Origin of the sequence: Amycolatopsis nalaikhensis (genome assembly GCF_030264295.1) — a bacterium.
GTDB classification, from domain to species: Bacteria; Actinomycetota; Actinomycetes; order Mycobacteriales; family Pseudonocardiaceae; genus Amycolatopsis; species Amycolatopsis nalaikhensis.
The window spans coordinates 5,380,219-5,406,245 of the sequence record NZ_CP127173.1 but is presented as its reverse complement, the minus strand read 5'-3'; the positions used below and the strand labels follow the sequence as shown (position 1 = coordinate 5,406,245).

The following is a 26,027-nucleotide window of genomic DNA, read 5'->3' as shown; positions in this document are numbered from 1 at the left end:
CGATGCGCAAGGCGGTCAAGGTCGGCGTCCTGGTCGCGGTCATCGGCGTGTCCGGCACGGCCGCCGTGTACGCCGCCACGCAGGACCGGCAGGAGATCACGGCCATCTCGGCGTCGGCCGCCCCGACCGGCGCGGCGGTGACCGGCGCTTACACGTACGAGCGGCTGGAGAACCCGGCCCGGACGGTGGTCCGCGACGCCGCCGGCGCCCAGCTCGCGTCCTTCACCGACGGCTCCCGCACGGTGATGCTGACGGGCAAGTCGCGGACCTTCACCGAGCCGCGGTTCACCAAGGTCAGCATCACGTCGAACGCCTGGATCCGGCTCGCCCCGCAGGCCTGGCAGCCGGGCGCGGAGAAGGAGAAGTGGTTCACCGACTGGCTGCCGAAGGCCATCGGCGACACCGACCCCGACGTCCTGGCGATCGCCCTGCAGTACACCGACGGCGCGGCCGACCAGATCTCGAAGAAGCTGCGCGTCGGCGGCGACGCCAACTTCGGCCCGGACAGCGCCGAAGGCCGCCTCGAGAAGTCCGACTTCTACGACTACCTGGGCATCGGCTGGGACTTCCCGGGCGGCGTCCACGAGGCGGCCGAGCCGGCGCGGGCGCGGTCGCTGGACTGCTCGGGCTTCGTCCGGATGGTCTACGGCTACCGGTCCGGGTTCCCGCTGCTCGGGACCAACACGAAGGGCCCCGGCCTGCCACGGCGGGCGTGGGCGCTCTCGGAGCTGGGCCCCGGCACCGAGGTCATCCACGACGAGAAGAAGCAGGCGACGGACTTCAGCGCCCTCCAGCCGGGTGACGTGCTGTTCTTCAACCTCGAGCCGCAGCTCGGCCCGCAGGTCTCCCACACCGGCATCTACCTGGGCATCGACAGCGACGGGCACCACCGCGTGCTGTCCAGCCGCAAGGTCGCCAACGGGCCGACCTTCGGTGACGCGGGCGGCGTCTCGCTGATCGACGGGTCCGGGACCTACGCGAAGGCGTTCCGCGCGGCCAAGCGGCTCTGAGCGGCGCCGCGCACGTCACCTTGACGCCGTCGCGCCCGCACCGGAGAGTGAGGGCGATACCCACGCGTCGGCAGGTGGAGGAACCCGGTGGAAGTCCGGGGCGGTCCCGCCACTGTCACCGGAGCTCGCTCCGGGAGCCAGGAACTCCGGCCGGCGCGCCCGTCTACCCGGGGCGCGGACCCCGAGGAGGAACCTCGTGATCCTGCTTCTGTCCACTTCGGACACCGACCTGCTCAGCGCGCGTGCGGCCGAGGCCGAGTACCGGCTCGGCAACCCAGCCCGGCTCGACGTCGCCGAGCTGCCGGAGCTGCTGGACGGCGTGAAGATCGTCGTCGCGCGGATCCTCGGCACCCCGCGGACCTGGCAGGAAGGTCTCGACACGCTGCGGGCGTCCGGCGCGCACGTCGTCGTCCTGGGCGGGGAGCAGACGCCGGACGCCGAGCTGATGAAGCTCTCGACCGTCCCGGCGGGCATCGCCGCCGAGGCCCACGCGTACCTCGCGCAGGGCGGCCCGGCGAACCTCACGCAGTTGCACCGGTTCCTCTCCGACACGCTGCTGCTCACCGGCGACGGCTTCGAGCCGCCCGCGGAACAACCCGCGTGGGGGATCCTCGACCGGCCTTCGCGGGCTGAGGGCCCGGTCATCGGCATCCTGTACTACCGCGCGCACCACCTGTCCGGGAACACCGCGTTCGTGCACGCCCTCGCCGACGAGATCGAGGCCGCGGGCGGGCGCGCGCTGCCGATCTACTGCGCGTCGCTGCGCACGCGCGAGCCGGAGATGATGGCCGAGCTGGCGTCCGTGGACGCGCTGCTGGTCACCGTCCTCGCGGCGGGCGGCACGCGGCCGTCGGAGGTGGGCGCCGGTGGCGACGACGAGGCGTGGGACGTCGCCGAGATGGCCGCGCTCGACGTCCCGATCCTGCAGGCGTTGTGCTTGACCAGCGACCGCGAGACGTGGGCGGCCAACGACGACGGCCTCTCGCCGCTGGACGCGGGCAACCAGATGGCCGTGCCCGAGTTCGACGGGCGGCTGATCACGGTGCCGTTCTCGTTCAAGGAGCTGGACGCCGACGGCCTCCCCCGCTACGTCCCGGACGCCGAGCGCGCGTCCCGCGTCGCCCGCATCGCGCTGGCGCACGCGCGGCTGCGCCACACGCCTCCTTCAGAACGTCGCATCGCGCTGATGCTGTCCGCATACCCGACGAAGCACTCTCGCGTGGGCAACGCGGTCGGGCTGGACACGCCCGCGTCCGCGATCGAACTGCTGCGGCGGATGCGCGACCTGGGCTACGACCTCGGTCCGGACGCGTTCCCGGGTGTCGTGCCGACCGGCACCGACCAGCCCGACGGCGACGCGCTCATCCACGCGCTCATCGCCGCGGGCGGGCAGGACCCGGAGTGGCTGACCGAGGAGCAGCTGGCCGGGAACCCGATCCGCGTCCCGGCCGCGCGCTACCGGACCTGGTTCGAGGCGCTGCCCGCCGAGCTGCGTGAAGCCATGGAGGAGCACTGGGGTCCGGCGCCAGGCGAGCTGTACGTCGACAACGGCGATATCGTGCTCGCGTCGCTGCGGAGCGGCAACGTGATCATCATGATCCAGCCGCCGCGCGGGTTCGGCGAGAACCCCGTCGCGATCTACCACAACCCCGACCTGCCGCCGAGCCACCACTACCTGGCCGCCTACCGCTGGCTGGAGGAGGAGTTCGGCGCGCACGCCGTCGTCCACCTGGGCAAGCACGGGTCGCTGGAGTGGCTGCCGGGCAAGACGGCGGGGCTTTCGGCGTCGTGCGCGCCGGACGCCGTGCTCGGGAACCTGCCGTTGGTGTACCCGTTCCTGATCAACGACCCCGGCGAAGGCGCGCAGGCGAAACGGCGGGCGCACGCGACGATCGTCGACCACCTGATCCCGCCGATGGCGCGCGCGGAGTCCTACGGCGACCTGGCGCGGCTGGAGCAGCTGCTCGACGAGCACGCGAACATCGCGGCGATGGACCCGGCGAAGCTGCCCGCGATCCGCGCCCAGATCTGGACGCTCATCCAGGCGGCCAAGCTGGATCACGACCTCGGCATCGAGGAACGCCCGCACGACGCGGAGTTCGACGACTTCCTGCTGCACATCGACGGCTGGCTGTGCGAGGTCAAGGACGCCCAGATCCGCGACGGGCTGCACGTTCTCGGCGCCGCCCCGACCGGCGAAGCGCGCGTCAACCTGGTGCTGGCGATGCTGCGCGCGTCGCAGATGTGGGGCGGCAAGCAAGGTGCGGTCCCGGGCCTGCGCTCGGCGCTGGGCCTCAAGGAAGACGCGCCGATGTCCGAAGTGGACGCCGTCGAGAAGACCGCGCGGCAACTCGTGCAGACGATGGAGATGCGCGGCTGGGACGCGACCGCCGTCGCGTCGGTCGCGCCCGACGAGGATGTCGCCCGGGTGCTTTCGTTCGCGGCGGAGGAGATCGTGCCGCGCCTGGCGGGCACGACGGGCGAGCTGGACGCGGTGCTGCACGCCCTCGACGGCGGTTACATCCCGGCCGGGCCGAGCGGGTCGCCGTTGCGCGGGCTCGTGAACGTGCTGCCGACGGGCCGGAACTTCTACACGGTGGACCCGAAGGCGATCCCGAGCCGCCTCGCGTGGGAGACCGGGCAGGCGCTGGCGGATTCGCTGCTGCGCCGCTACCGGGAGGACACCGGCGACTGGCCGCGTTCGGTCGGGCTGTCGGTGTGGGGGACGTCGGCGATGCGGACGTCCGGCGACGACGCCGCGGAAGTCCTGTCGCTGCTGGGGGTCCAGCCGGTGTGGGACGAGGCGTCGCGGCGCGTGACGGGGATCGAGGCGATCCCGCTGGCCGAGCTGGGCCGTCCCCGCATCGACGTCACCGTCCGGATCAGCGGCTTCTTCCGCGACGCGTTCCCGCACGTGATCGCGCTGATGGACGACGCGGTCCGCTTGGTGGCCTCATTGGACGAACCGCTCGACAAGAACTTCGTCCGCGCGCACGTTTCCGCGGATCTGGCCGAACACGGCGACGCCCGCCGGGCGACGACGCGGATCTTCGGCTCGAAGCCGGGCGCGTACGGCGCGGGCCTGCTGCCGTTGATGGACAGCGGGAACTGGCGTGACGACAAGGACTTGGCGGAGGTGTACGCGGTGTGGGGCGGCTTCGCGTACGGCCGCGACCTGGACGGCCGCCCGGCGCGCGAAGACATGGAAAGCTCGTACAAGCGCATCGTGGTGGCGGCGAAGAACACGGACACGCGCGAGCACGACATCGCGGACTCGGACGACTACTTCCAGTACCACGGCGGGATGATCGCGACGGTCCGCGCGCTGACGGGCACGGCCCCGGCGTCCTATGTGGGCGACAGCACGTCGCCGGACACGGTCCGCACGCGGACGTTGTCCGAAGAGACGGCCCGCGTGTTCCGCGCCCGCGTGGTGAACCCGCGTTGGCTGGCGGCGATGCGGCGGCACGGCTACAAGGGCGCGTTCGAGCTGGCGGCCACAGTGGACTACCTGTTCGGCTTCGACGCGACGGCCGGCGTGGTCGGCGACTGGATGTACGAGAAGCTGACCGAGTCGTACGTGCTGGACGAGGTGAACCAGGAGTTCCTGCGCCAGGCGAACCCGTGGGCGTTGCGCGGGATCGTCGAGCGGCTGAACGAGGCGGCGGACCGCGGGCTGTGGGAGGAGCCGGACCCCTCGCTGCTGGAAAAGATGCGCGAGGTCTACCTGTCCCTGGAGGGCGACCTCGAGGCGGAGTAGGCCGGAAACGCCCGGGAAACGCGGTTCCCGGTTGGGTGGCGGTCATGATCACCGCCGCACCTGCGAGAACCCGTTCCTGGGCGCTGCCGCTCGTCTGCCTCGGCGCCGCCGTGCTCTACGGCTGGCAGATCGGCCACGGGCAGCTCGGCAACACCTACTACTCAGCGGCCGTCAAGTCGATGACGGGCGGCTTCACGAACTTCCTGTTCGGCTCGTTCGACCCGTACGGCGTCGTGACGGTCGACAAACCACCGATGGCGCTGTGGCCGCAGGCGCTTTCGGTGCTGGTCTTCGGTTTCCACGGTTGGGCGTTGCTGCTGCCCCAGGTCGTCGAAGGCGTCGCGGCGGTGTTCCTGCTGCACCGGACGGTCCGGCGGTGGGCCGGGGAGAACGTCGCGCTGCTGGCTGCGGCGATCCTCGCGCTGACGCCGGTGACAGTGATCATCAACCGTGACAACAACCCCGACACGCTCCTGGTGCTGTTCCTGGTCGCGGCCGCGTACGCGCTGACGCGGTCGTTCGAGGACGGCCGGAAGTGGTTGTGGTGGTGCGCGTTCTTCGTCGGCTGCGGGTTCCTCACCAAGATGCTGCAGGCGTGGATCATCGTGCCGGCGCTGGCGGTGGCGTATTTGGCCGGAGCCGCGGTGCCGTGGCGACGGCGGCTGCTGGACGTGCTCGGCGCGGGGGTGGTGCTGGTGGCGTCGTCGTTCTGGTGGATCGCGCTGTACGACTGGTGGCCGGGGGCAAAGCCGTACATGGGCGGCAGCGCGGACGGATCGGCATGGGACCTGGTGTTCGGCTACAACGGTTTCGGCCGCCTGTCGGGCAACGGCGAGGGCGGCGGCATGATGATCATGCGCGGCGGCGAGCAGACGGTCTCGTCCTTCGGCGGCGACCCGGGAGTCGGCCGGATGTTCAACGACCTGGTCGGCGGGCAGATTTCGTGGCTGCTGCCGTTGTCGTTGCTGGTGCTGGCGGTGGTGGTGGTCTTCCGGCCTTCGGACCGGCGGGAACGCGCGGGCTGGCTCCTGTGGGGAGGCTGGCTCCTGGTGACAACGGTGGTGTTCAGCTTCGCGGGCGGAATCTGGCACCCGTATTACACGACGGCATTGGCACCCGCGGAGGCGGCGGTCTCGGCGGCGGGTCTGGCGCTGTTGTGGCGACGGTCCCGCCGAGTGGGTCTGCCGGTGGCGATCGGACTGAGTGCGGCATGGGCGTTCGCGTTGACGTCCCGGGACACGACGTTCTACGGCTGGACACGCTGGGTGGTACTGGGGACGGCGGCGGTCGCGGTGGTGTGGCTGGCGGTGGCGCCGAGCCGTCGCGCGGTGGTGGCGGGGCTGGTGCCGGTGCTGCTGACGCCCGCGGTGTGGTCCTACGCCGCGGCGCAGAGCACTACCGCTGGGACGTTGCCCGCTGCCGGACCGGCCGCGCCTGGCACGCCGGGTGGGCCGGTCGGGCCTGGCATGGTCGGTGGGCCCGGCGGACCTGGGGCTTCCGGCGGTACCCCCAACGGCCCAGGCTTCCCCGGCGGCCAGCCTCGAATCATGGTCGGCGGCGGCAGCGACGGCACCACCACCCTGTCCGCCGAGCAGCGCCGGATCCTCGACTACACCCTCGCGCACGGCACGGAAATCACCCTCGCCATCAACGCCGAAGCCACCTCGGTCGCGCCGTGGATCATCGATTCCGATGCCACCGTCGTCGGCATGGGCGGCTTCGGCGGCCGCGATGATGCGCCGTCCGTCGAGCAGCTCGGGCGGTGGCTCGCCGAAGGGAAGCTGCGGTTCGTGCTGAGTGGTGCCGCCAGTCCCGTCGGGCCCGCGCGGAGCCCCGCCCAGGATGCCCGCCGTCGCTGGATCGAGCAGCACTGCGCGGTCGTCGACCCCGCGGCCTACGGCGGCCGGTCCGCTCCCGCGCCGGACGGCGGACCCGTGCGGATCGGCGGCGCGGACACCCTCTACCGGTGCCGCTAACGGCGAGGAAACACCGCCGCGGCGATCATGGCCGCATGCGGGTGCTGGTGGTGGAAGACGAGCCGATGCTCGCGGACGCGATCGCGGAGTGGCTGCGCGACGAGTCCCACGCCGTCGACATCGCCCACGACGGTGGCGCGGCGCTCGACCGGATCGCCGTCCACGACTACGACGTCGTCGTGCTCGACCGGGACCTGCCGGTCGTGCACGGCGACGACGTCTGCCGCCGGGTCGTGGCCTCCGGGGCGGCCACGCGGGTGCTGATGCTCACCGCGGCCGCCGAGGTCACCGACCGCGTCGACGGGCTCTCCCTCGGCGCCGACGACTACCTCACCAAGCCGTTCGCCTTCCCGGAGCTCGCCGCCCGGATCCACTCGCTGGGGCGGCGGTGCCGTCCGGCCGCGCCGCCGGTGCTGCGCCGCTCCGGCGTCACCCTCGACCCGGCGCGGCACGAGGTGTTCCGCGACGGGCGCTACCTGCCACTGTCCAAAAAGGAATTCGCGGTGCTCGCCGAGCTGCTGCGGGCCGACGGCGCGACCGTCTCCGCCGAACACCTGCTGGAGAAGGCGTGGGACGAGCACGCGGACCCGTTCACCGGCGCGGTCCGGCTCACCATCCTCAAGCTGCGCCGCAAGCTCGGTGACCCACCACTGGTGGAGACGGTCACCGGCGTCGGCTACCGGCTCCGGTGAGCCTCCGGCTGCGGCTGACCGTCCTCTACGGCGGCCTGTTCCTGCTGGCGGGCGGCGTGCTGCTGGGCGTGACGTACCTGCTGTTCACCCAGCAGGTCGGGCGGCGGGTCACGTTCATCATGGGCACGGCTCCGCCCGGACTGCCTCCAATGCCGTCCCCGGAGTCCCTCGACGAGCAGGCCCGGCTGGTGCGCGAAGCGGCGGCGACGTCGTTGCTGACGCAGGGCGCGATCGCCCTCGGCGCGGTGGCGGTGCTGGCCGCCGGGATGGGCTGGCTGGTGGCGGGGCGCGCGCTGGCGCCGTTGCGGCAGGTGACGGACACCGCGCGCCGCATCGCCGCGGCGGCCGACCCGGGCGGGCACGATCGCATCGCGTTGCGCGGCCCGGACGACGAGGTGAAGAGCCTCGCCGACGCGTTCGACGTGATGGTCGAGCGCCTCGACCGCTCCTTCGACGCGCAACGCCGGTTCGTCGCGAACGCGTCCCACGAGCTGCGCACCCCGCTGACGCTGAACCGGTCGTTGGTCGAGGTGGCGATGCACCGGAAGACGGCGTCCGACGACGTCCGCCAGCTCGGCACCAAGCTCCTGCGGATCAACTCGCGGCACGAAAAGCTGATCACCGGGCTGCTGCTGTTGGCCCGGTCCGAGAGCGCGCTGACCGAGCGGCGCCCGGTGGACCTGGCCGCGGTGGTCGCGCACGTGGTCCCGCCGGGGGTCGAGGAGGACTTGGGCGAGGCGGTGGCGTTGGGTGACGCGCTGATGCTGGAGCGGCTGGCTCACAACCTGGTGGAGAACGCACTGCGCCACAACGTCGAGGACGGCTGGGTCCGCGTGACCACCCGCACGCGCCCGGACCGGGTCGAGCTCGAGGTGGCCAACACCGGCCCGGTGATCCCGCCGTCGGAGGTCCCGGCGTTGTTCGACCCGTTCCACCGGAGGGCGCGGGTGGCCGACGACGGCGGCGCGGGACTGGGGCTGTCGATCGTGCGCTCGGTGGCGCACGCGCACGGCGGCGAGGTCGTGGCGACAGCCCGGCCCGAGGGCGGCTTGGTGGTGCTCGTGTCCCTTCCGGCGGGGTGAAATGGCGGACGCATTTCGGATATTCCGGCGCGTTTCGCCCTCGGTCGGAAAATGTCCGGCGTTCGTACCTTGACTTCGTCAATGGTCTAGTCCAATGATCTGTCCACTCGATCCCCACCGGGAGGACAGCTCATGCGCAGGAGCAGACTGGCCGCCATCGGGCTCGCCGCCGCCACTTTCGCCGCCACCGCCGTGAGCCTCGTGCTCGGCGCGCCCTCGGCGACCGCGGCGTTGAGCAACAACTGGTACGCCGCGGCGCCGTACCTGATGCCCCAGAGCAACAACCCGCCCGACCCGATCACCGTGATGAACGCGACCGGGCTCAAGGCGTTCCAGCTCGCGTTCATCCTGGCGCCCAACGGCGGCGGCTGCAGCCCGACCTGGGACGGCACCTCGGCCGTTTCGTCCGACACCGCCGTCGCGAACGTGATCTCGCGGATCCGCGGCGCGGGCGGCGACGTCTCGGTGTCCGTCGGCGGCTACGGCGGCACGAAGCTCGGCCAGACCTGCGGCACGGTCGCCGCGACGGCCGCCGCCTACCAGCAGGTCATCACGAAGTACTCGCTCAAGGCGATCGACTTCGACCTCGAAGAACCCGAGTACGAGAACTCCGCGGCCATCGCGAACGAGCTCGGCGCGGCGAAGACGTTGCAGGCCAACAACCCCGGCCTCTTCGTATCGGTCACCATGCCGGGCACCGCCGCCGGCACCGGCTGGTTCGGCACCCAGCTGATCGACCAGGCGAAGGCGATCGGCTTCACGCCCAACAACTTCTCGATCATGCCGTTCGACGGCGGCTTCAACGGCGGCTCGTCACAGGTGTCGGCCCTGGAAGCGCTGCACGGCCTGCTGATGTCACACCTCGGCTGGGACAGCGCGACGGCGTACTCGCACGAAGGCTTCTCCGGCATGAACGGCAAGTCGGACGCGGCCGAGATGTTCTACCAGGCCGACTTCCAGACCGTGTACGACTACGCGACCAGCCACGGCCTCGGCCGGTTCACGTTCTGGTCGGTCAACCGCGACCGCGCCTGCGTCGGCACGACCGACAACGGCGTCTGCAGCAACGTCCCGCAGAACGACTGGGACTTCACGAAGTTCAGCGTCCGCTTCGCGGGGGCGACCCCGCCGCAGACGACGCCGACGGTGACCACGACCCCGACCACCCCCGGCGGCGGCTCCTGCACGGCGGCCGAATGGGACCGGACGAAGGTCTACGTCAAGGACGACGCCGTTTCCCACAACGGCCACAAGTGGACGGCCAAGTGGTGGACGCAGGGCGAAGAGCCCGGCACCACCGGCGAATGGGGTGTCTGGGCGGACAACGGCGCCTGCTGAGGCCTTGTTCAGAACTCGAGGTGGGTGTTCTCGCGCTGGACCTCCGGGGTCAGCGCGGGAACCTCGACCACGTGCCGCCCGGCTTCCCGCAGCAGCTCGGTGCCCCGGGCGTCGACGAAGACGGGCGGCTCCCGCCAGGCGAAGACGACGCGCGGGATCCCGGCGTCGAGGATCAATTGCGTGCAGCTGAGCGGGTGGGAACTGCGGTGGCTGCACGGTTCCAGTGAGCTGTACATCGTCGCCCCGGCCAGCCGCGGGTCGCCGGCGCATTTGGCGAGGGCGGCCTCCTCGGCGTGGTTCAAGGGGTCGCCCTCACCGGAGTGCCCAGTGGCGATGACCTCGTCGTCGGCGTCGGTGATCACGGCCCCGACCCGGAACGTGTGGCTCGGCGGGCACTCGGCGGCGAGCGCGATGGCCTCCCGCAGCCGCCGGACGTCCCGGCCCGTCGGCTCATCGGCGGCCCGGTACTCGAGGATGGCCATCCCCTGCAGCTCGCGGACGCCGGTGAGGACGAGCGGCCGCGGGTAGAGGCCGGGTCCGACGAACCGCGGCGCACCCGCCTGCCCGACGAAGAACGGCGCGATCGCCAGCCGCAGCTCGTCGGCGAGCCCCTCGGTGAGGAACCGCGTGTGGATCCCGCCGCCGCCCTCCACCAGCAGGTGCCGGATGCCGCGGTTCCCCAGGTCGTCGAGGACGTGCCCGAAGTCCGGCGGGTTCCCGGCGTCGACGACGGTCGCGACGTCCTTGAGCGCGTCCGCGGCTCCCGGCGGCGCGTAGACGATCTTTTCGGTGTCCCCCACGGTGAAGAACTGCGCCGCCGGGTCGAGCCCGCGCGTGGTCACGGTGACCTTGACGGGCTGCTCGGGTTTCCCCTGGTCCAGCCGCCACTTCCGCAGCTCCGGCGACCGGACGAGCAGCCGCGGGTTGTCGGCCCGCACGGTTCCGGCCCCGACGAAGATCGCGTCGGCCTCGGCCCGCAGCCGGTCGACGACGGCGAAGTCGTCCTCTGTGGACAGGACGAGCCGGTCGGGCGAGGTGTCGTCGAGGTAGCCGTCGAGCGACTGCGCGGCGGAGAGCAGGACGTGCGGCCGGGAGATCACCCGGCGAATTATGCCGTAACGCCTTCGGCGATCCGGGCGTCCTACGACGTATCCCCGTCGATCCCCACCCCTGGAGCTGCCGGACATGACCACGCGAGGCTGGTACGAGGAGCGGACGCTCACCACGGTCGACACCGTCGGCCGGGAGGTGTCGGTGACGACCGGTCTCACCCGCGACCCGGAAGGCCGCCTCGTCGCGGCGATCGCCATCAGCGACAGCCCGAGCGCGATCTTCCGCTACGCGAGCGACACCGGCGACCGGACCGAGCTGCTCACCAACGCGACGTCCACGGTCGAGGAACTCCGGCGGCGCGCGAACACCCCGCCCAGGTAGGCCTCAGGCGGGCAGGACCGCGTACTGGCGGACGTAGAGGTCCGTGTAGGTCACCGGGCCGCGCGGCCCGGGGACCTTGTCGAGGTTGATGCCGGTTTCCGGGACCGCGAGCAGCTTGAAGCCGTCGAGGAGCCGGGTCGGGGCGTTCCAGAAGACGCCCGTGCCGGTGTAGCCGTCGAAGAAGGCGTCGGCGGCCGACTCGTCCTCGGTGGCAATGCCCGCCGCCAGGCCCGACGTCCGCTCGTTCGCGATCTCGACGGCGTCGGCGAGCGCCCCGACCTTGGCGACCGTGACGGTCGCCTCCCGCTCCGAGTCCAGCGCCCACTCGTAGCCGATCGCGTGCTCGTGCGGCGCGAGCGAGGGCGTGACCCCGCGCTCGGCCAGCGCGTCGGAGATCGCGGGCCAGGCCTCGTCGTGGATGTCCTCGTGGATGAGCAGCAGGTTCAGCCGGTTGCAGACCCCCAGCCGATCGAGGCTGGCGTGGACCAGGTCGCGCGCCTTGGTGACGTCCGCCCCGCGGTCGACGTACAGGACGCCGCCGCCGTCGGCGTGGGCCAGCGTACGCACGCCGTGGACGGCCGCCTCGGTGGCCAGCGCCCGGGTGCTGGCCCCGCTGCCGCGCAAGATCACCAGCGGCACCAGGTTCGGCAGCCGCACCAGCGCGGACGCGGCTTCGCGTTCGACCCGCGGCACGAGCTGGACGCAGTCGGCGTCGATCCCGGCGTCGGCGAGGGCGGGCGCGATGACGACCTCCCGCAGCCGCTGGGCCGAGCCGAGCGCGGCCGAGCCCGTGCGCAGCACACCGGCGTTGCGCGACTTGACCAGCTGCGACGCCACGTCGACGGTCACGTTCGGGCGAGCCTCGTAGTTCGCGCCGATGACGCCGACCGGCCGCCGCCGTTCGACCAGCCGCAGCCCGCCGTCCAGGGTGGACACCTCGACGGTGCGCTCCTGGTGCGGGGCGCCGGCGAGCAGCCGCAGCTGCTCGGCCATGCCGGTGAGCCGCTCCGGGGTGATGGTGAGCCGGTCGAGCAGGCCGGCGCTCATCCCCTCGGCCTTCGCGCGCTCGACGTCGGCCTGGTTCGCCTCCAGGACCTCGTCGCGGTGCGCGAGCAGCCGCTCCGCCATCCCGGTCAGGGCGGCGTCGACGGCCTCGGCGGACGCGGCGGCGAGCGACGGCGCGGCCAGCTTCGCCGCCCGTGCGCACTCCTCGACGGCCTTGGCGACCTCGTCCATCGTTCGTCTCCCTCCGGGCGGACCAGCGAGAGTCCAGTTTGCCGCATGGGCCCGGCCGGGTGACCAGGGGCTCCACCGCGGCGCCGCCCTAGGTGGCGACGGGCTCCAGCAGCCACAGGCCCCCGGCGAACAGGCAGCTGACGGTCGCCACGGCGAACACCAGCACCCACAGCACCGGCGGCACCGCGGTGAGCCGGCCCAGCTGGTCGGCGTCGGAGTCGCGAGCCTGCCCGCGTCGCCGCTTGACCTGCAGCTCCGCCACCGGCCGCACCCCGCCGAACAGCAGGAACCACGTCACGAGGTAGCTGAAGGGCGCCTGCACCTCGACCGGCGCGACGAAGGCGACCAGCGCGAGCACGACGGCACTGGCGACGACCGTGAACACGCCGTAGGCGTTGCGCACCATCACCAGCACGCCGAGCAGCAGCAGGGCGATCAGGACGAGCACCGTGCCGACCAGGTCGGCACCCAGCAGGCTGGCGAACAGCAGCCCCAGCACTGAAGGCGCGAGGTACCCGGCCATCGCGGTGAACGCCATGCCCGGCCCCTCGGGCTTCCCCCGCGAGACGGTGACGCCCGAGGTGTCCGAGTGCAGCTTGATGCCCTGCAGGCGCCGCCCGACGAGCACGGCGGCCAGGGCGTGCCCGGCCTCGTGCACGATGGTGACGACGTTGCGAGCCAGCCGCCACGGCCGCCCGCCGGCCAGCACGACCAGCAGCGCCACCCCACCGGCGACCAGGGTGATCACCGCGGGAGTCTGGGCCTGTTCGAGCAGCGAACCGGCCGGAGAGGTGTCGGTGGCGGCCGCGCGGAGGGCTGACAGGGCGTCACCGGCGGGACCGCCGAGCGCGAGAGGAACGGGCGAACTCACCCGGACACCTCACCACAGGCGACATCTGGCTACGGTGAGTCCCCACCCTTCGCCGTTTCCCGGCTTCCGGTATCGGCTCGTGGTGATTCTCCTCTCCTGTGTCGGGAGTTCGGACGCGTTCGGTGGCACCTCGACCGGTGAGCGATGACCGCGATACGTACCGCTGGCCAGAGCCGCGGGCCCGCCGGGCACATTCGGAGGCACCCTGCCGTGGGCGAGCGGGCGGCGCGGACCTGAGCCAGCCGGGCGCGGGCCGCCCCTCGATGCGGGGCGAACCAAGCACGGTCGACGGTCTGCAGCACGTCGACCGCGGCCCAGGCACACCCGCCCCCGGCGTCAGGTCATCGCGACTCCCGCATCCGGGCCTCACCTTCCACGCGGAACAGGAACGACACCCAGCTCCGGAACGGCGCCCACGCCTCCGCGATCTCCGCCAGCTCCGGCACGTCCGCGTCCGGCAGGTGGTACGCGTCGCGCATGATCTCGTGCAGGCGGCTCTCCCCTCGGGGGAACACGTCCGGATGGCCCGCGCCGCGGATCAGGATCAGCTCCGCGCTGAACCGGCCGATGCCCGGCAGCAACTGCAGCTGCTTCAGCGCCTCCTCCGGCGACATCGCCCGCAACGCCGCCGCGTCCAGCATTCCGGCGGCCGCCGCCTCGGCGATCGCGCGCAGGCGCCGCATCTTCGGGCCCGACAGCCCCGGCAGGTACTCCAGCTTCGCCAGTGCCGCGGGCTCCGGGAACGATCTCAGCGTATGCCCGCCGACGTCGACCTCGCTGCCGTGGCGCTCGGTCAAGCCACGGCGCAGCCGCACCGCCTGCGTCATCCAGATCCGGTGGCTCAGCACCGCCCAGCACGCCGCCTCGTACGGCGACGCGAACAGCACCGGCCGCAACCCGGGGTGCAGGCCCTGCAGCAGGGAAGCCACCGGGTCGCGGTCGGCGACGGCCGGGAAACCCGTGGCGTCGATGTCCAGCGAGCACATCCGCCGCACCTGCTCGACCACCGCCTCGGCGTGCTCCGGCGGGCCGTGGACCTCGACCGCCACCTCGCCCGGCGATCTCTGGCGCAAGACCGCTCCCACCGGTGTCCACGCGCCCTCGAGCGCGAAGGCCACCCGGAGCACGCCCGGTTCGGCTTCCGGCTGCCCGGCGGGGCCGAAACCGGTCAGGAACCGGGCCGCCGCGGCCAGGTCGAACCCGCCGCGCACCTCGATCTCGCCGCACGGCACGGAAATCTCCGCTGTCGTCATCTCTCCTCCTCGGATCGGGAACCTCGGCTGCGACGTTAGGAACGGGCACCGACAATTCCGGGCCTCGAACGTCTGATCCCGGCTTTCTTCACTCGAACGAGTGAGCATGCCGATCCGGCACAGATTTGGCATACTGCCGGTATCCGAACCCCGGGAGCGCCGATGGCGACCAGCCGCACCGCCCTTGACCAGCTCGAAAAGCTGCTCGACCGACCAGCTGGGCACGGCCCCGGCTTCCTCGACCTGCTCGGTGCCGAGCCCCAGGCCGGCCCGCCGACCGGGCTCACGCAACGCCTGATGCGCACCACCCTGCTGCCGCGCGTCTACGAGCGGTACTGGCGCCCTGCCCTCGGCCGCGCACTCAAGGGCCCGTTCGGGCCGAGCATGGCGGGCGAAGTCCGGCTCGCCACCGAACTGCTCGCTCTGCGGCCCGGGCACACCGCGCTCGACGTCGCCTGCGGTACCGGCCGGTTCACGCGCGCGTTCGGCGCTGCCGTCGGCCCCGACGGGCTCGCAGTCGGGCTGGACGGCGCGCGCACGATGCTCACCAAAGCCGTCGCGGAAGACAATCCGGACACGGTCGCGTACCTGCGCGCGGACGCCGTGCGCCTGCCGCTCCGCGAGTCCACTGTGGACGGCGTCTGCTGCTTCGCCGCGCTCCACATGTTCGCCGAGCCGGAGATCGCGTTGGGCTCCTTCGCGCGCGTCCTGAAGCCGGGCGGCCGGATCGTGCTGCTCACCAGCGCGCGCCGCGGCTGGCAACCCGCGCGACTGCTCGACTCGGCGGGCGGGATCGTCAGCGGCCAGCGGATGTTCGACCGCGGCGAGATCGCGGCGAGCCTGCGCGCCCGCGGCTTCACCGGAATCACCGAGCGATACGCCGGTGTCACGCAGATCGTGGCGGGCCGGCTGGGCTGAGCACCGCGGATTGTCGGACCCTGCGGTTAGCATCGCCCCATGACCCACCACGAACCCGTCCCGCCCGACGACAGCTACCTGCGTTCCCTGGTCGAGGCCACCGCCCACGCCGTCGCGGCCGCCGAACCACTGTCCTCCCCGCACATCGGCGCGGACGAGGCGACCCGGGCCGAAGTGACCGCGGCGGTCGAGCGCTGTTCACCCGATCTGGTGGCGTTGAGCCAAGATCTCCACGCGCACCCGGAGGAGGGGTTCGCCGAGCACCGCTCGGTCCGCGCCCTCGCGGACCTGCTTCGCCGCCACGGTCACGAGGCCACCGTCGGCGTCGGCGGGCTCGACACCGCGTTGCGCGTCGGCACCAAGGAGCAAGATGGCCCGCACATCGCCGTCCTCGCCGAGTACGACGCGCTGCCCGGCCTCGGCCACGCGTGCGGCCACAACATCATCTGCACCACCGCCGCGGGCGGCTTCCTCGGCGCCGCCACCGTCGCCGAGCGGCTGGGCGGCCGGGTCAGCCTGATCGGCACACCCGCCGAAGAAGGCGGTGGGGGCAAGGAGATCCTCGCCCGCGCCGGCGTGTTCGACGACGTCGACGCGGTGATCATGCTGCACCCGTTCAGCCACGACGTCGCACTGCACCCGTTCCTCGGCCGCCGCCAGCTGGAGATGGTCTTCCACGGCGTCGGCGCGCACGCGTCGGCCCAGCCGTTCATGGGCCGCAACGCCCTGGACGCCGCGGTCGCCGCCTACCAAGGCGTCTCGGCCCTGCGCCAGCAGCTCCCGCAGAGCGACCGCGTCCACGGCGTCTTCACCGACGGCGGCGCCCGGCCGAACGTCATCCCGGCCCGCGCCGCGCTGCTGTTCTACCTCCGCTCCCAGAACCCGGAGACGCTGCGCGACCTCGCCGCGCGCATGACGTCGATCGCGGAGGGCGCGGCGGCGATGACCGGTTGCGGCGTCGAGCTGATCTGGGACGCCCAGGCCGCGTACCTGCCGATCCGGTTCAACACCGCGCTCGCCGGACGCTGGTCGGCCAACCAGGTGATCACCGGGCGCAAGCCGTTGCCGCCGGGCATCGTGCCGGAGTCGCTCACCGGGTCGACGGACCTGGGCAACCTGTCGTACCGGATGCCCGCGCTGCACCCGATGCTGGCCGTCTCGGGTCCGACGGTCGCGTTGCACACCAAGGAGTTCGCGGCCGCGGCCGGATCGTCCACGGGGGACACCGCGGTCCACGACGGCGCGCTGGGCCTGGCCCTGACGGCGGCGGACTACCTCGGCGACGCCGAGCTGCGCAAGGCCGTGCACGACGAGTTCGAGGCGGCGGGAGGTGCCCTGGACGTCCCTTCCTTCTTCGGCTGACACTGAGGAACGGCTGAGTTTTCTCAGCTGATTCTTCTCAGCAAAGGCTGAGGTGTTTCCACAGGCTGCTCACAAGCACGGGCGCGAATCTGGTCCCATGACCGAGAACGAGAGTCGGCCCGGCCCCGCCTCACCCGGTGGGCACCAGCCGCACCAGACCACTCCGCAGTACGGGCCGTACCCCCAGTACGGCTACCAGCAGCAGGCCGCGCCGAACCCGCTCTTCACCCCGCAGGCGCAGGCGACCTTGCCCAAGCCGCGCAAGGGAAACCGCGTCGCGCTGCTCGTCAGCGCGACCGCGCTCGGCGCGGCGTTGGTCGGCGGCGTCGGCGGCGCCGCGATCGTCGGGCTCACCACGAGTTCCGCGAGCGGCACGACGACGTCGGTGAGCACGCCGGCGGCCACGGGGCAGACGGTCTCGAACTCGACCGCCACCGGTGACGTCAGCGCCGTCGCGGCGAAGGTGACGCCGAGCGTGGTCCAGATCAACGTGACCACGGCACAGGGCGAGGCCATCGGCTCCGGCGTCATCCTGACCTCCGACGGCCGGATCCTGACCAACGCGCACGTCGTCGACGGCGCCCAGAACGTCGTCATCACCACGTCCGACGGCAAGAAGTACCAGGCCAGCGTGGTCGGCGCGGACACGAAGGCCGACATCGCGGTGGTCCAGGCGCAGAACGCCAGCGGCCTGACGGCGGCGACCCTGGGCGACTCGAGCAAGCTCGTCGTCGGCCAGGAAGTGGTCGCCATCGGCTCGCCGGGCGGGCTGCAGAACACCGTGACCACCGGCATCGTCAGCGCGCTGAACCGCAACCTGTCCGACATCGGCCAGGGCCAGGAACAGCAGCAGTCGCCGTTCAACCGGACGTCGAACCGGACCGAGGACTCGCCCAGCTACACCGCGATCCAGACGGACGCCTCGATCAACCAGGGCAACTCCGGCGGCGCGCTCGTGGACGCCCAGGGCAACGTGATCGGCATCAACTCGGCGCTCTACAGCCCCACGGCGTCGGCGAACGGCGCGGCGGGCAGCGTCGGGATCGGCTTCGCCATCCCGATCAACGACGCCAAGAAGATCGTCGACCAGATCGTGAACAGCTAGCCGCGGACGGGCCGTGGCCGGGGCGGCCCGTCCACCCGCTTCGGGGAGCGGGGAACACACGAAGGCCGTTTCGAGAGTCAATCGGGGGCTCTCGAAACGGCCTTCGTGCTCGTCAGAAACTGTAGGTCAGGGTCAAGCGGTGGTCCTCGCCGTCGATCTCGATGTCCGCCTTCCCGGTGATGCCGGTCAGCTCGCCCGTCCCGGATCCGGGGAGGATCGTCACCGTCATGCCGGACTCCTCGTCGGCTGTGTGGTGCAGGACGAAGCTGCCCTTGCGGCCGTCGATCGAGACTTCGAGCCGTTCGAAGCCGACGTACGCGCGCGAAGTCGCGTTGTTCGCCGTCAGGAGTTCGACCGTGCTGGCGCCTTCGACCGCCCCGGTGAACGTCTTGGCGATCGCCACCCGGCCGAATTCGGTGCCCGCGAACTCGTCGGTCGCCTGCGGCTCCCACTGATCGACGGTGAACGACGCGGTGGCGGTGCTGGTCATGGTGTTCCCTTCCTCGGTGTGGGCACCAGCATCGCAGCGATACCTGACAGGCCGCGTCAGGTATTCCTCACCGCCGCCGGTTGCCGAACAGCCCGCGCGTGATCTCGCGGCCGAGCGCGCTCGCCGCGGACCGCATGAACGACTTCACCGCCGGGTTCTTCATCGCCGACTCGATGAAGCCGGGCTCGTCTTTCTGCTGCTCAGGGGCGGGAGCGGGCGCCTCGTCGGGGACGGGCGGCGGAGCGGCGGCGACCTTCGCGGCCAGCTTCTCGTACGCCGACTCCCGGTCGATCGTCTCGGCGTACTTCGCGTGCAGGTCCGACGAAGACACCGCGGCGGCGACGGCGTCCGCACCGATCGAGCCCATCCTCGACCGCGGCGCCCGCAGCCGCGTCCAGGCCACCGGCGTCGGCGCGCCCCGCTCCGACAGCACCGTGACGATCGCCTCGCCGATGCCCAGCGACGTCAACGCCGTGTCGAGCTCGTAGTGCTTCGTCTTCGGGTAGGTCTTGACGGTCTTGGCCAGCGCCGCCTGGTCGTCCGGCGTGAACGCGCGCAGCGCGTGCTGGATGCGGGCGCCGAGCTGCGAAAGCACGGCGTTCGGGATGTCCGTCGGCAGCTGCGTGCAGAAGAACACGCCCACGCCCTTCGACCGGATCAGCTTGACGGTCTGCTCGATGCGCTCGAGGAACGCCTTCGACGCGTCGTTGAACAGCAGGTGGGCCTCGTCGAAGAAGAAGACGAGCTTCGGCTTGTCGAGGTCGCCCTCCTCCGGCAGCTCCTCGAACAGCTCGGCCAGCAGCCACATCAGGAACGTCGAGAACAACGCCGGCTTCGACTGGAGGTTGTCCAGCTCCAGCAGGGTGACGACGCCCTTGCCGTCGGTCTGGCGCATCAGGTCGTGGACGTCCAGCTCGGGCTCGCCGAAGAAGTCCTCCCCGCCCTGCGCCTCCAGGTTCGACAAGGCGCGCAGGATCACCCCGGCCGTCGCCGCCGAGACCCCGCCGATGCCCTTGAGGTCCTCCTTGCCCTCGTCGCTGGTCAGGTGCGTGATCACCGACCGCAGGTCCTTCGTGTCCAGCAGCGCCAGACCCCGCTGGTCCGCCCAGTGGAAGATCAGCCCGAGCGTCGACTCCTGCGTCTCGTTCAGCCCGAGCACCTTCGACAGCAGAATCGGCCCGAAGCTGGTGATCGTCGCCCGGATCGGCGACCCCTTCCCGCCGGTCCCCAACGACAGGAACTGCACCGGGAACGCGGTGCCCGCCCAGTCGTCGCCGAGCTCCTCGGACCGCTTCGCGACCTTGTCGTTCGCCTCCCCGGCCGCGGCGAGCCCGGACAAATCACCCTTCACGTCCGCCAGCACCACCGGCACCCCCGCCGCCGACAACTGCTCGGCGACCAGCTGCAACGTCTTCGTCTTCCCGGTACCGGTCGCCCCGGCGACCAGACCGTGCCGGTTCAGCGTCGCCAAGGGCAAGCGCACCGCGGCGGCCGCGTCCACCCGCCCGTCCAGCACCACCGCCCCCAGCTCCAGAGCGGCACCCTCACTCGCATAACCAGCGGCGATCTCGCTCGCCGGCGACTCCTGCACGGTCACTGTCCCGATCCCCGATCTGTGTCCGACACCACATTCCCATTCCGGCTCCGCGAGCGTAACGCGCCGTACGCGCAGGTAACGCCCCTCGCATCCCCGTGTCGGGTTAGGGTCACCAGGTGACCGACCGCCTAGTCTGGATCGACTGCGAGATGACGGGGCTCGACCTCGGCAAGGAAGCGTTGATCGAAATCGCCGCCCTCGTCACCGACGCGGAGCTGAACGTGCTCGGCGAAGGAGTCGACATCGTCATCCACGCCGACGAGGAAAAGCTCGCCGGGATGCCCGAAGTCGTCCGCGAGATGCACGCCCACTCCGGCCTCACCGAAGAAGTCCGCGCCTCCACCGTCACCCTCGAAGAGGCCGAACGCCGCGTCCTCGAGTACATACGCGAGCACGTCCCCGAATCCGGCACCGCACCGCTGGCGGGCAACTCCATCGCCACCGACCGCGGCTTCATCGCCCGCGACATGCCCGAGCTCGACGCCTACCTGCACTACCGCATGGTCGACGTCTCCTCCGTCAAAGAGCTCGTCCGCCGCTGGTACCCCCGCATCTACTACGCCAAGCCGGAAAAAGGCCTCGCCCACCGAGCCCTCGCCGACATCAAGGAATCCATCGGCGAACTCGACTACTACCGGCGCGTCGCCTTCGTCCCCCAGCCCGGCCCCACCAGCGAAGAAGCCAAGGCAGCCGCCGCTGAAGTGCAGGAACGCCACCAGAGGTAACCCCCTGCGAACCCCGCGAGGGCACCCGCTACGATTACAGCCAACGAAGTGATCGCACGCGGTCCCCTCGTAGATGGTGGGCGTAGCTCAGCTGGTAGAGCACCTGGTTGTGGTCCAGGAGGTCGCGGGTTCGAAACCCGTCGCTCACCCCATCACCCCAGTATGGTCGGTCCCTTGCGGGACCTCCCCCATGCTGGGGTTTCGCCTTTTTGTGGGGGTCGAACCCCCACACCCCCGCCGGGGGCTTGCCCCCGGACCCCCGTCCCGCCTGGTTGCGTTGGGATGGTGGGGGTCGGGGGCGAGGGCGGGGGTGGTTAGTTGGCTGCTGTTCGCCACTCTTCCCATGTCAGCTGCCATACGCTCCAGCCGTCCGTTGGCTCCAGCTTGGGGCCTCCGCTGTTCTGGACCGTTACTATGTCGCCCTTTTTTGATGTGTCCATCAGCCACTTCGTGTTCTCGGTCGAGAGGTTCAGGCAGCCGTGGCTCACGTTGCTGCGGCCCTGCTGGCGGACCGACCACGGTGCCGAGTGGTAGAAGATTCCGCTGTAGGACAGGCGGACCGCGTACTGGACGAACGTGCGGTAGCCGCCGGGCGCGTCCTCGGGGACGCCGTAGGTGCCCGAGTCCATCGTGTAGCCCGTGTGCTCGCTCATGACCGTGTACGTGCCCTGCGGCGTGTTGTGGCCGGGCTTGCCCATGGAGGTCGGCATGGTCTTGACCTCCTTGTCGTTGATCGTGACCGTCATCTGGTGGGTGCCGCCGTCGGCGACCGCGACCAGCTTGTCGCCCACCGTGCCGGTGATCGTCTTGTCCTCGCGGCCGTAGCTGCCCTTGCCGAGGTGCTTGCCGTAGACGGCCGCCTCGACCTTGATCTTCGTGCCGCTCTTCCAGTAGTCCTTCGGCCGCCAGGTGACCTGCTTGTCACCGGACCAGCGGAAAGCGCCTTCGGTGGCCGGCTCGGCGGTGACCTTCAACGCCTTCTCGGCGGCGGCCTTGTCGGCGACGCTCCCGGTGAAGGTGAAGATCAGCGGCAACCCGACGCCGACGGTCTCGCCTTCGACGAGGTTCACCGAGACTCCCAGCTGCCGCGCGGGCTTCACGGTGGTGAACGACGACTCCGAGGTGACGGGCTTGCCATCGGTGCCGGTCGCGGTCGCGGTGAGCCGGTAGGCCTTGCCGTACCCGAGCGGCTCGGCGGAGTCCCACCCCGAGCCGTCAGCGCGAGCCTTCCCGGCGACGACCTTGCCATCGGCCCCGGTCAGCTTCACGTCGCCGACTTTCCCGTCGGCAACGGTGACGGAGACGGGCTCCCCGGGAGCGACGTCCTTGGCATCCTTCGCCGGGGTGAGCGTGAGCACGGCTGGCTTCGGCGCGGGCTGCTCCTTCGCCGCCGACGACGGCGTCGAGGGCGCCGGGTCACCCGAAGGACTACTGCTGCAGCCTGCCACCGTGAGGCCGATCACCGCCGCGGCCACGAGCAGCCGCACCCCCATACCGGTCGAACCCCGCATGCCCACCCGCCTGTTTCGCCGTCGATGTCCGACTACAGTGTGCCCGACCAGCCCCGACACCGGGGCGGCAATGCCGGAACCCGGTTAAGGGACCCCCCTGAAACGGCCCCGGAGACGGGTGCTAATCTTTTCCACGTCGCCGAGGGAAACCCCGGCAGACACCGGCGCCATTAGCTCAATTGGCAGAGCAGCTGGCTCTTAACCAGCGGGTTCGGGGTTCGAGTCCCTGATGGCGCACCCCCACTCCCCAGGTTGAAGATCTCTTCAACCTGGGGATTTGTGGTATCTGGAACCATTTCGTCCACTTCCTCTCTGTCCTTTGTGGTCTCCTGCGAGCCCGAGGGGAGCCCGAGAGCGCACTCCGGGTGCAGCACCTTCCGCGGGATCGCCCTGGCCACCTTCCTGGCCGCGTCGGCAGCTACCTCTTCGGCGACGTTGGTGTAGAGATCCATCGTTACCTTGATCGACGAGTGCCGAAGCATGTGCTGGATCACCTTCATGTCCACTCCGGCGCTCAACGCCAGGGTCGCCGCACCGTGGCGGAGACCATGCAGAGTGATCGGCGGCAGGCCCGCCAGCCTGATCAGCCGAGCGAACTCGTCCGCGACATCAGCCGGGTGCAGCGGACTGCCATCGGGCTCGGTGAACATCAGGTCCGACTCGACCCAATCGGCACCAAGCCGCGCCTTCGCTTCATCCTGGCGAGCCAGGTGGGTGGGGTTGCCCCGTTTTGACGGACAGGGTCGTTGAGCTGTGGTCAGGCTACGTGACGTGTGGTCGTTTCGTAGCTGGCGGGGCTGAGGTAGCCGAGGCTGGAGTGCAGGCGGCGGGTGTTGTACCAGCCTTCGATGTACTCGAAGATCGCCTTGTGCGCGGCGGTGCGGGTGGGCCAGGCCTGCCGGTGATGGCGCTCTCCGAGATGGGCCAGCCATGCTCTCCGAAATGGGCCAGCTGAGGAGTGCAGCGTAACCGGTGTCAGCGGCGGAGCGGGATCACTCCGTCGGGTGCCGCGACGGGCATCTGCGGCCGGGCCGCTTCGGGCGTGGTGAGCAGCGCGACGATGGTGACCGGGCCGCCGCAGTGCGGGCAGTCCCGCTGGGCCGCAATGTGCGGCAGCGGCGCCGCAGGTGCCGGCGGGGTCGCCGCCGGAGGCGGTGTCCCGAAGGGCCTGGCGGTGCTGGAGGCAGGAGTGGTGCGCTCGACCTCCCGGCGGGCGGCCGCGGTGCGTTTGCACTGGCGCGAGCAGTAGAGCCGGGTCTTGGCTTGTCGGCCGGTCGCGACGAACGCTTCCCAGCAGATCGGGCAGGTCTTGCGGGTCGCGTTGTAGTCCGGGTCGTGCGGGTCAGGAGACATGTGCGTTCACCGCCTTGCGCAGCTTGTCCGATGTGGACTGATGCGAGCGGAGCCGATAGGACGGGCCGTCGATGCCGACCACGGTCGCGCGGTGCAGCAACCGGTCCAGCATCGCCGCCGCGACGGTCGCGTCCCCGAAAGCCGTTGCCCAGTCAGCAATCCCGACGTTCGTCGTCAAAATCGTGGACGACTTCAGGTAACGCTGGTTGATCACCTGAAACAACGCCGAGGCCCCGTCGCCGGGCAACGGGAGATAGCCGAGCTCGTCGATCACGAGCAGCTTCGGGCCGGCGAAGAACCGCATGCAGGTCTGCCAGCGCCCTTCGACCGCGGCCTTGTGGCAGCGGGCGGCGAGGTCGGCCGCGGTGGTGAAGTAGACCCGGTTCCCGGCCTCGGCCGTCCCGCGGGCGAGCGCGGTGGCCAGCATCGTCTTGCCGACCCCGGGCGGCCCGACGAACAACACGTTGGACGCGTCGTCGAGGAACCGCAACGTCGCCAGGTCGCGGATCAGCTTCTCGTCGACCCCAGGCTGGGCGGCGAAGTCGAAGTCCGCCAGGGTCCAGGGATCCGGGAGGCAGGCGAACCGCAACCGGCCGGCCAGGCGGCGTTCTTCGGTGGCGTTGACCTCGATCTCCAGCAGCCGCTCCAGCGCCGCGGTCATCGACAGGTTCTCCGCGCGAGCTTGGTCGAGGATTCGGGGCAGGGCTTCGGCGGCGTTGTCCAGCTTCAGGTAGGAGAAGTGTGAACGGAGTTGCTGATAGCGGCGGGCCTCGCTCATCTGTGGCCCTGAACGGTTTCCGGACAAGTGATCAGTCCTCCTCGGACTCATAGGTCTCATGGGTGGGTGCGCTGGCCAGCTTCGCCGCGGTGGCGGCGTAGGTGGCCAGGTCGATCACGACGTGGGCCGCGGGCCCCGTCGCGGGCAGACCGCGCAGCTTCGCTGCCTCGGCCAACGCCGCCGCCGACGGCGGCCGGCGCGTCTTGTGGGTGCAGGGCCGGTCGGTGCTGAACGCGCCCATCGCGGCGTGTTCGAGCGCGATCACGTGCCCGTCGTCGCGGACGACCCGCCCGGCCCCGTCCGAGGCCCGGTGGTGAACCGCGACGGTCGCGCCGCGGTCGGTGACGATCCGCAGCACGTCCGCGCCGAGCCGGTGGCGGACCTGAACCTGCGCGCCGCCCAGCCCGGGTGGGACGGAGTAGGAGTTGCCGCGGAAGGACACCAGCGCCTGCGGCGTGACGATCCGGGGCAGGTCGAACTCGGCCGGGAACGCGACCAGCGGCGGCGCGTGCAGCCGCTCGGCCGCGGCCAGACCAGCGACAGTGGTGCGCTCGCCATCGAGGACCCGGCGACGGCTGTCAAGCTTGGCCGCGAGCCGGTCCAGCCCGGCCTGGGCCTCGGCGATCGTGACGTCGTCGCCAAGGGTGCGCCACCAGCGTTGCGCGGCCGAGTGGTTGGCCTTCTCGACCACGCCCTTGCGGTTCCCGCGCCGCGGCGGACACGTCACCGACCGGACCCCATAATGCTTCGCGACCTGCGCGAACGCCGGGGTGATCCGGCCGGAGGCGGGGTAGCAGACCGTGGCCATCCGGTCGAAGCGCCAGACCTGGGTCACCCCGCCGAGCCGGCGGACCACCGCGTCGAGGGCCTCGACCAGGTGTGGGAAGTCCCTCGGCATCGGCCAGGATGCCGCGCCACTTGCTCGAGTGCGCCAGCGCCCCGACCAGCAGATGTGCCTGCTTCCCGGCGCCCCAGCTCGCCGGTGGGTCCGGCAGCTCGAGCCAGTCCCACTGGGTTTCCTCGCCCGACGGGTGGGTGATGATCGCGACGTCTCGGCCGCGGGAAACCTGACACGGCTCGCAGTGCGGGCGCAGCTGATAGCGGCGCAGCGCCCTGGTGAACGTCGAGTAGCCGCCCTCGTAGCCGAGCTCGGTGACCTCGTCCAGCAGCGTCGCCGCCCACAGATGCGGGTCGTCGGCCAGTCGGGCGCGGCAGTAGCCGACGAACGGTTCGAACGGGTCAGCCACAGCCGACCGGCGCTTGCCCGGCACCACCTCGCCGGCCAGGTAGCGGCGGATGGTCTTGCGGTCACGCCCGAGATGTCGCGCGATCGCCGAGACCGACCAGCCTTGAGCACGCAGCGCCTGCGCCTCCACGTCTTCCTCCAGAGTGAGCATCCACGCCTCCGGCCACGGTCACGGTGATCAACACCGAAACCGTCACCCGGAGGCCGCTGACCAGCGCAAACGACGCGCCGACAGGACACCCCAACTGGGGAATTTCAGAGAGCAGGACTGGCCCTATTCAGAGAGCACC

Annotated in this window: 21 protein-coding genes, 2 tRNA genes, 3 pseudogenes and 1 riboswitch; of the genes and pseudogenes, 13 read left to right on the top strand and 13 right to left on the bottom strand. The window is 71.1% G+C overall.

Translation table 11 applies throughout. The features are described 5' to 3' along the window. Window positions 1-2: 2 nt before the first annotated feature. The 6 genes from QP939_RS26720 to QP939_RS26695 all read left to right on the top strand — a co-directional run bounded on the left by QP939_RS26720 (window position 3) and on the right by QP939_RS26695 (window position 9,858). Window positions 3-1,010 (top strand): NlpC/P60 family protein, encoded by a 1,008-nt coding sequence (locus tag QP939_RS26720; RefSeq protein WP_285459855.1) that lies wholly within the window; start codon window positions 3-5, stop codon window positions 1,008-1,010. A 77-nt stretch (window positions 1,011-1,087) separates the two neighbouring features. After that, a riboswitch (cobalamin riboswitch) is annotated at window positions 1,088-1,157 on the top strand. 49 nt (window positions 1,158-1,206) lie between these two features. Next, entirely contained in the window at window positions 1,207-4,770 is a 3,564-nt protein-coding gene (gene cobN, locus QP939_RS26715; RefSeq protein WP_285448882.1) for a cobaltochelatase subunit CobN, read from the top strand. Window positions 4,771-4,814: 44 nt separating this feature from the next. Continuing rightward, window positions 4,815-6,746, top strand: coding sequence for an ArnT family glycosyltransferase (locus QP939_RS26710; protein WP_285448880.1), 1,932 nt, complete (start codon window positions 4,815-4,817; stop codon window positions 6,744-6,746). A gap of 35 nt (window positions 6,747-6,781) precedes the next feature. Beyond that, a complete protein-coding gene (locus tag QP939_RS26705) occupies window positions 6,782-7,438 on the top strand; it encodes a response regulator transcription factor (RefSeq protein ID WP_285448878.1) in 657 nt (218 codons plus the stop codon). Beyond that, window positions 7,435-8,520 carry a sensor histidine kinase gene (locus QP939_RS26700; RefSeq protein WP_285448876.1) on the top strand — a complete coding sequence of 362 codons (1,086 nt, stop codon included), beginning with the start codon at window positions 7,435-7,437 and terminating at the stop codon, window positions 8,518-8,520. The genes QP939_RS26705 and QP939_RS26700 overlap by 4 nt, the downstream gene beginning before the upstream one ends. A gap of 132 nt (window positions 8,521-8,652) precedes the next feature. Beyond that, on the top strand, window positions 8,653-9,858 hold the full coding sequence (locus QP939_RS26695) for a chitinase (protein ID WP_285448875.1): 1,206 nt from the start codon (window positions 8,653-8,655) through the stop codon (window positions 9,856-9,858). A gap of 8 nt (window positions 9,859-9,866) precedes the next feature. On the opposite strand, the gene QP939_RS26690 is transcribed toward QP939_RS26695, so the two are convergent. Beyond that, window positions 9,867-10,958: a dihydrofolate reductase family protein gene (locus QP939_RS26690; RefSeq protein WP_285448874.1), complete on the bottom strand. Its 1,092-nt coding sequence runs from the start codon at window positions 10,956-10,958 to the stop codon at window positions 9,867-9,869. 85 nt (window positions 10,959-11,043) lie between these two features. Between QP939_RS26690 and QP939_RS26685 the strand changes: the two genes are divergently transcribed. Then, window positions 11,044-11,292: a hypothetical protein gene (locus tag QP939_RS26685; protein ID WP_285448873.1), complete on the top strand. Its 249-nt coding sequence runs from the start codon at window positions 11,044-11,046 to the stop codon at window positions 11,290-11,292. 3 nt (window positions 11,293-11,295) lie between these two features. Here the strand turns inward: QP939_RS26685 and QP939_RS26680 are convergent, their stop codons facing one another. From QP939_RS26680 to QP939_RS26670, 3 genes are all read right to left on the bottom strand, one after another. Then, entirely contained in the window at window positions 11,296-12,528 is a 1,233-nt protein-coding gene (locus QP939_RS26680) for an aldehyde dehydrogenase family protein (protein ID WP_285448871.1), read from the bottom strand. 88 nt (window positions 12,529-12,616) lie between these two features. Beyond that, a complete protein-coding gene (locus tag QP939_RS26675) occupies window positions 12,617-13,399 on the bottom strand; it encodes a M50 family metallopeptidase (protein WP_285448869.1) in 783 nt (260 codons plus the stop codon). Window positions 13,400-13,740: 341 nt separating this feature from the next. After that, a complete protein-coding gene (locus QP939_RS26670; protein WP_285448867.1) occupies window positions 13,741-14,652 on the bottom strand; it encodes a DNA-3-methyladenine glycosylase family protein in 912 nt (303 codons plus the stop codon). 162 nt (window positions 14,653-14,814) lie between these two features. Between QP939_RS26670 and QP939_RS26665 the strand changes: the two genes are divergently transcribed. From QP939_RS26665 to QP939_RS26655, 3 genes are all read left to right on the top strand, one after another. Next, window positions 14,815-15,570 carry a class I SAM-dependent methyltransferase gene (locus QP939_RS26665; RefSeq protein WP_285448866.1) on the top strand — a complete coding sequence of 252 codons (756 nt, stop codon included), beginning with the start codon at window positions 14,815-14,817 and terminating at the stop codon, window positions 15,568-15,570. Window positions 15,571-15,609: 39 nt separating this feature from the next. Continuing rightward, entirely contained in the window at window positions 15,610-16,932 is a 1,323-nt protein-coding gene (locus tag QP939_RS26660) for a M20 family metallopeptidase (protein ID WP_285448865.1), read from the top strand. Between the two features lie 97 nt (window positions 16,933-17,029). Then, window positions 17,030-18,037 carry a S1C family serine protease gene (locus QP939_RS26655; protein WP_285448864.1) on the top strand — a complete coding sequence of 336 codons (1,008 nt, stop codon included), beginning with the start codon at window positions 17,030-17,032 and terminating at the stop codon, window positions 18,035-18,037. A 112-nt stretch (window positions 18,038-18,149) separates the two neighbouring features. Here QP939_RS26655 and QP939_RS26650 read toward each other — a convergent pair whose 3' ends face one another. Continuing rightward, a complete protein-coding gene (locus tag QP939_RS26650; protein WP_285448863.1) occupies window positions 18,150-18,527 on the bottom strand; it encodes a DUF3224 domain-containing protein in 378 nt (125 codons plus the stop codon). 67 nt (window positions 18,528-18,594) lie between these two features. Next, window positions 18,595-20,124, bottom strand: coding sequence for a helicase HerA-like domain-containing protein (locus QP939_RS26645; protein ID WP_285448862.1), 1,530 nt, complete (start codon window positions 20,122-20,124; stop codon window positions 18,595-18,597). Between the two features lie 116 nt (window positions 20,125-20,240). Between QP939_RS26645 and orn the strand changes: the two genes are divergently transcribed. Both orn and QP939_RS26635 read left to right on the top strand, forming a co-directional pair. Next, entirely contained in the window at window positions 20,241-20,849 is a 609-nt protein-coding gene (gene orn, locus QP939_RS26640) for an oligoribonuclease (RefSeq protein WP_285448860.1), read from the top strand. 76 nt (window positions 20,850-20,925) lie between these two features. Then, window positions 20,926-21,001, top strand: a tRNA-His gene (locus QP939_RS26635). 162 nt (window positions 21,002-21,163) lie between these two features. On the opposite strand, the gene QP939_RS26630 is transcribed toward QP939_RS26635, so the two are convergent. Next, window positions 21,164-22,342 (bottom strand): L,D-transpeptidase, encoded by a 1,179-nt coding sequence (locus tag QP939_RS26630; protein WP_285448859.1) that lies wholly within the window; start codon window positions 22,340-22,342, stop codon window positions 21,164-21,166. Window positions 22,343-22,524: 182 nt separating this feature from the next. Between QP939_RS26630 and QP939_RS26625 the strand changes: the two genes are divergently transcribed. Beyond that, window positions 22,525-22,597: transfer RNA gene (locus tag QP939_RS26625), tRNA-Lys, on the top strand. Between the two features lie 248 nt (window positions 22,598-22,845). Here the strand turns inward: QP939_RS26625 and QP939_RS51870 are convergent. The 6 genes and pseudogenes from QP939_RS51870 to QP939_RS26595 all read right to left on the bottom strand — a co-directional run. Beyond that, window positions 22,846-23,010 (bottom strand): annotated as a pseudogene (locus tag QP939_RS51870) (tyrosine-type recombinase/integrase); the annotation flags it as partial. 107 nt (window positions 23,011-23,117) lie between these two features. Then, window positions 23,118-23,273, bottom strand: a pseudogene (locus QP939_RS26615) (IS3 family transposase); the annotation flags it as partial. Window positions 23,274-23,335: 62 nt separating this feature from the next. Further along, entirely contained in the window at window positions 23,336-23,713 is a 378-nt protein-coding gene (locus tag QP939_RS26610; RefSeq protein ID WP_285448856.1) for a hypothetical protein, read from the bottom strand. Continuing rightward, window positions 23,703-24,491 (bottom strand): IS21-like element helper ATPase IstB, encoded by a 789-nt coding sequence (gene istB / locus QP939_RS26605; protein WP_285448855.1) that lies wholly within the window; start codon window positions 24,489-24,491, stop codon window positions 23,703-23,705. The genes QP939_RS26610 and istB overlap by 11 nt, the downstream gene beginning before the upstream one ends. A gap of 31 nt (window positions 24,492-24,522) precedes the next feature. Continuing rightward, on the bottom strand, window positions 24,523-25,389 hold the full coding sequence (locus QP939_RS26600) for a Mu transposase domain-containing protein (protein WP_285460044.1): 867 nt from the start codon (window positions 25,387-25,389) through the stop codon (window positions 24,523-24,525). A 424-nt stretch (window positions 25,390-25,813) separates the two neighbouring features. Continuing rightward, a pseudogene (locus tag QP939_RS26595) lies at window positions 25,814-25,888 on the bottom strand (hypothetical protein); the annotation flags it as partial. Window positions 25,889-26,027 lie beyond the last annotated feature (139 nt).

Coding starts and splice junctions, on each gene's coding strand:
- QP939_RS26720 (WP_285459855.1), top strand. CDS start 3: ATGCGCAAGGCGGTCAAGGTCGGCGTCCTGGTCGCGGTCATCGGCGTG.
- QP939_RS26710 (WP_285448880.1), top strand. CDS start 4,815: ATGATCACCGCCGCACCTGCGAGAACCCGTTCCTGGGCGCTGCCGCTC.
- QP939_RS26705 (WP_285448878.1), top strand. CDS start 6,782: ATGCGGGTGCTGGTGGTGGAAGACGAGCCGATGCTCGCGGACGCGATC.
- QP939_RS26695 (WP_285448875.1), top strand. CDS start 8,653: ATGCGCAGGAGCAGACTGGCCGCCATCGGGCTCGCCGCCGCCACTTTC.
- QP939_RS26685 (WP_285448873.1), top strand. CDS start 11,044: ATGACCACGCGAGGCTGGTACGAGGAGCGGACGCTCACCACGGTCGAC.
- QP939_RS26680 (WP_285448871.1), bottom strand. CDS start 12,528: ATGGACGAGGTCGCCAAGGCCGTCGAGGAGTGCGCACGGGCGGCGAAG.
- QP939_RS26670 (WP_285448867.1), bottom strand. CDS start 14,652: ATGACGACAGCGGAGATTTCCGTGCCGTGCGGCGAGATCGAGGTGCGC.
- QP939_RS26665 (WP_285448866.1), top strand. CDS start 14,815: ATGGCGACCAGCCGCACCGCCCTTGACCAGCTCGAAAAGCTGCTCGAC.
- QP939_RS26660 (WP_285448865.1), top strand. CDS start 15,610: ATGACCCACCACGAACCCGTCCCGCCCGACGACAGCTACCTGCGTTCC.
- QP939_RS26655 (WP_285448864.1), top strand. CDS start 17,030: ATGACCGAGAACGAGAGTCGGCCCGGCCCCGCCTCACCCGGTGGGCAC.
- QP939_RS26650 (WP_285448863.1), bottom strand. CDS start 18,527: ATGACCAGCACCGCCACCGCGTCGTTCACCGTCGATCAGTGGGAGCCG.
- QP939_RS26630 (WP_285448859.1), bottom strand. CDS start 22,342: ATGGGGGTGCGGCTGCTCGTGGCCGCGGCGGTGATCGGCCTCACGGTG.
- QP939_RS26610 (WP_285448856.1), bottom strand. CDS start 23,713: ATGTCTCCTGACCCGCACGACCCGGACTACAACGCGACCCGCAAGACC.
- istB (WP_285448855.1), bottom strand. CDS start 24,491: ATGAGCGAGGCCCGCCGCTATCAGCAACTCCGTTCACACTTCTCCTAC.
- QP939_RS26600 (WP_285460044.1), bottom strand. CDS start 25,389: ATGCCGAGGGACTTCCCACACCTGGTCGAGGCCCTCGACGCGGTGGTC.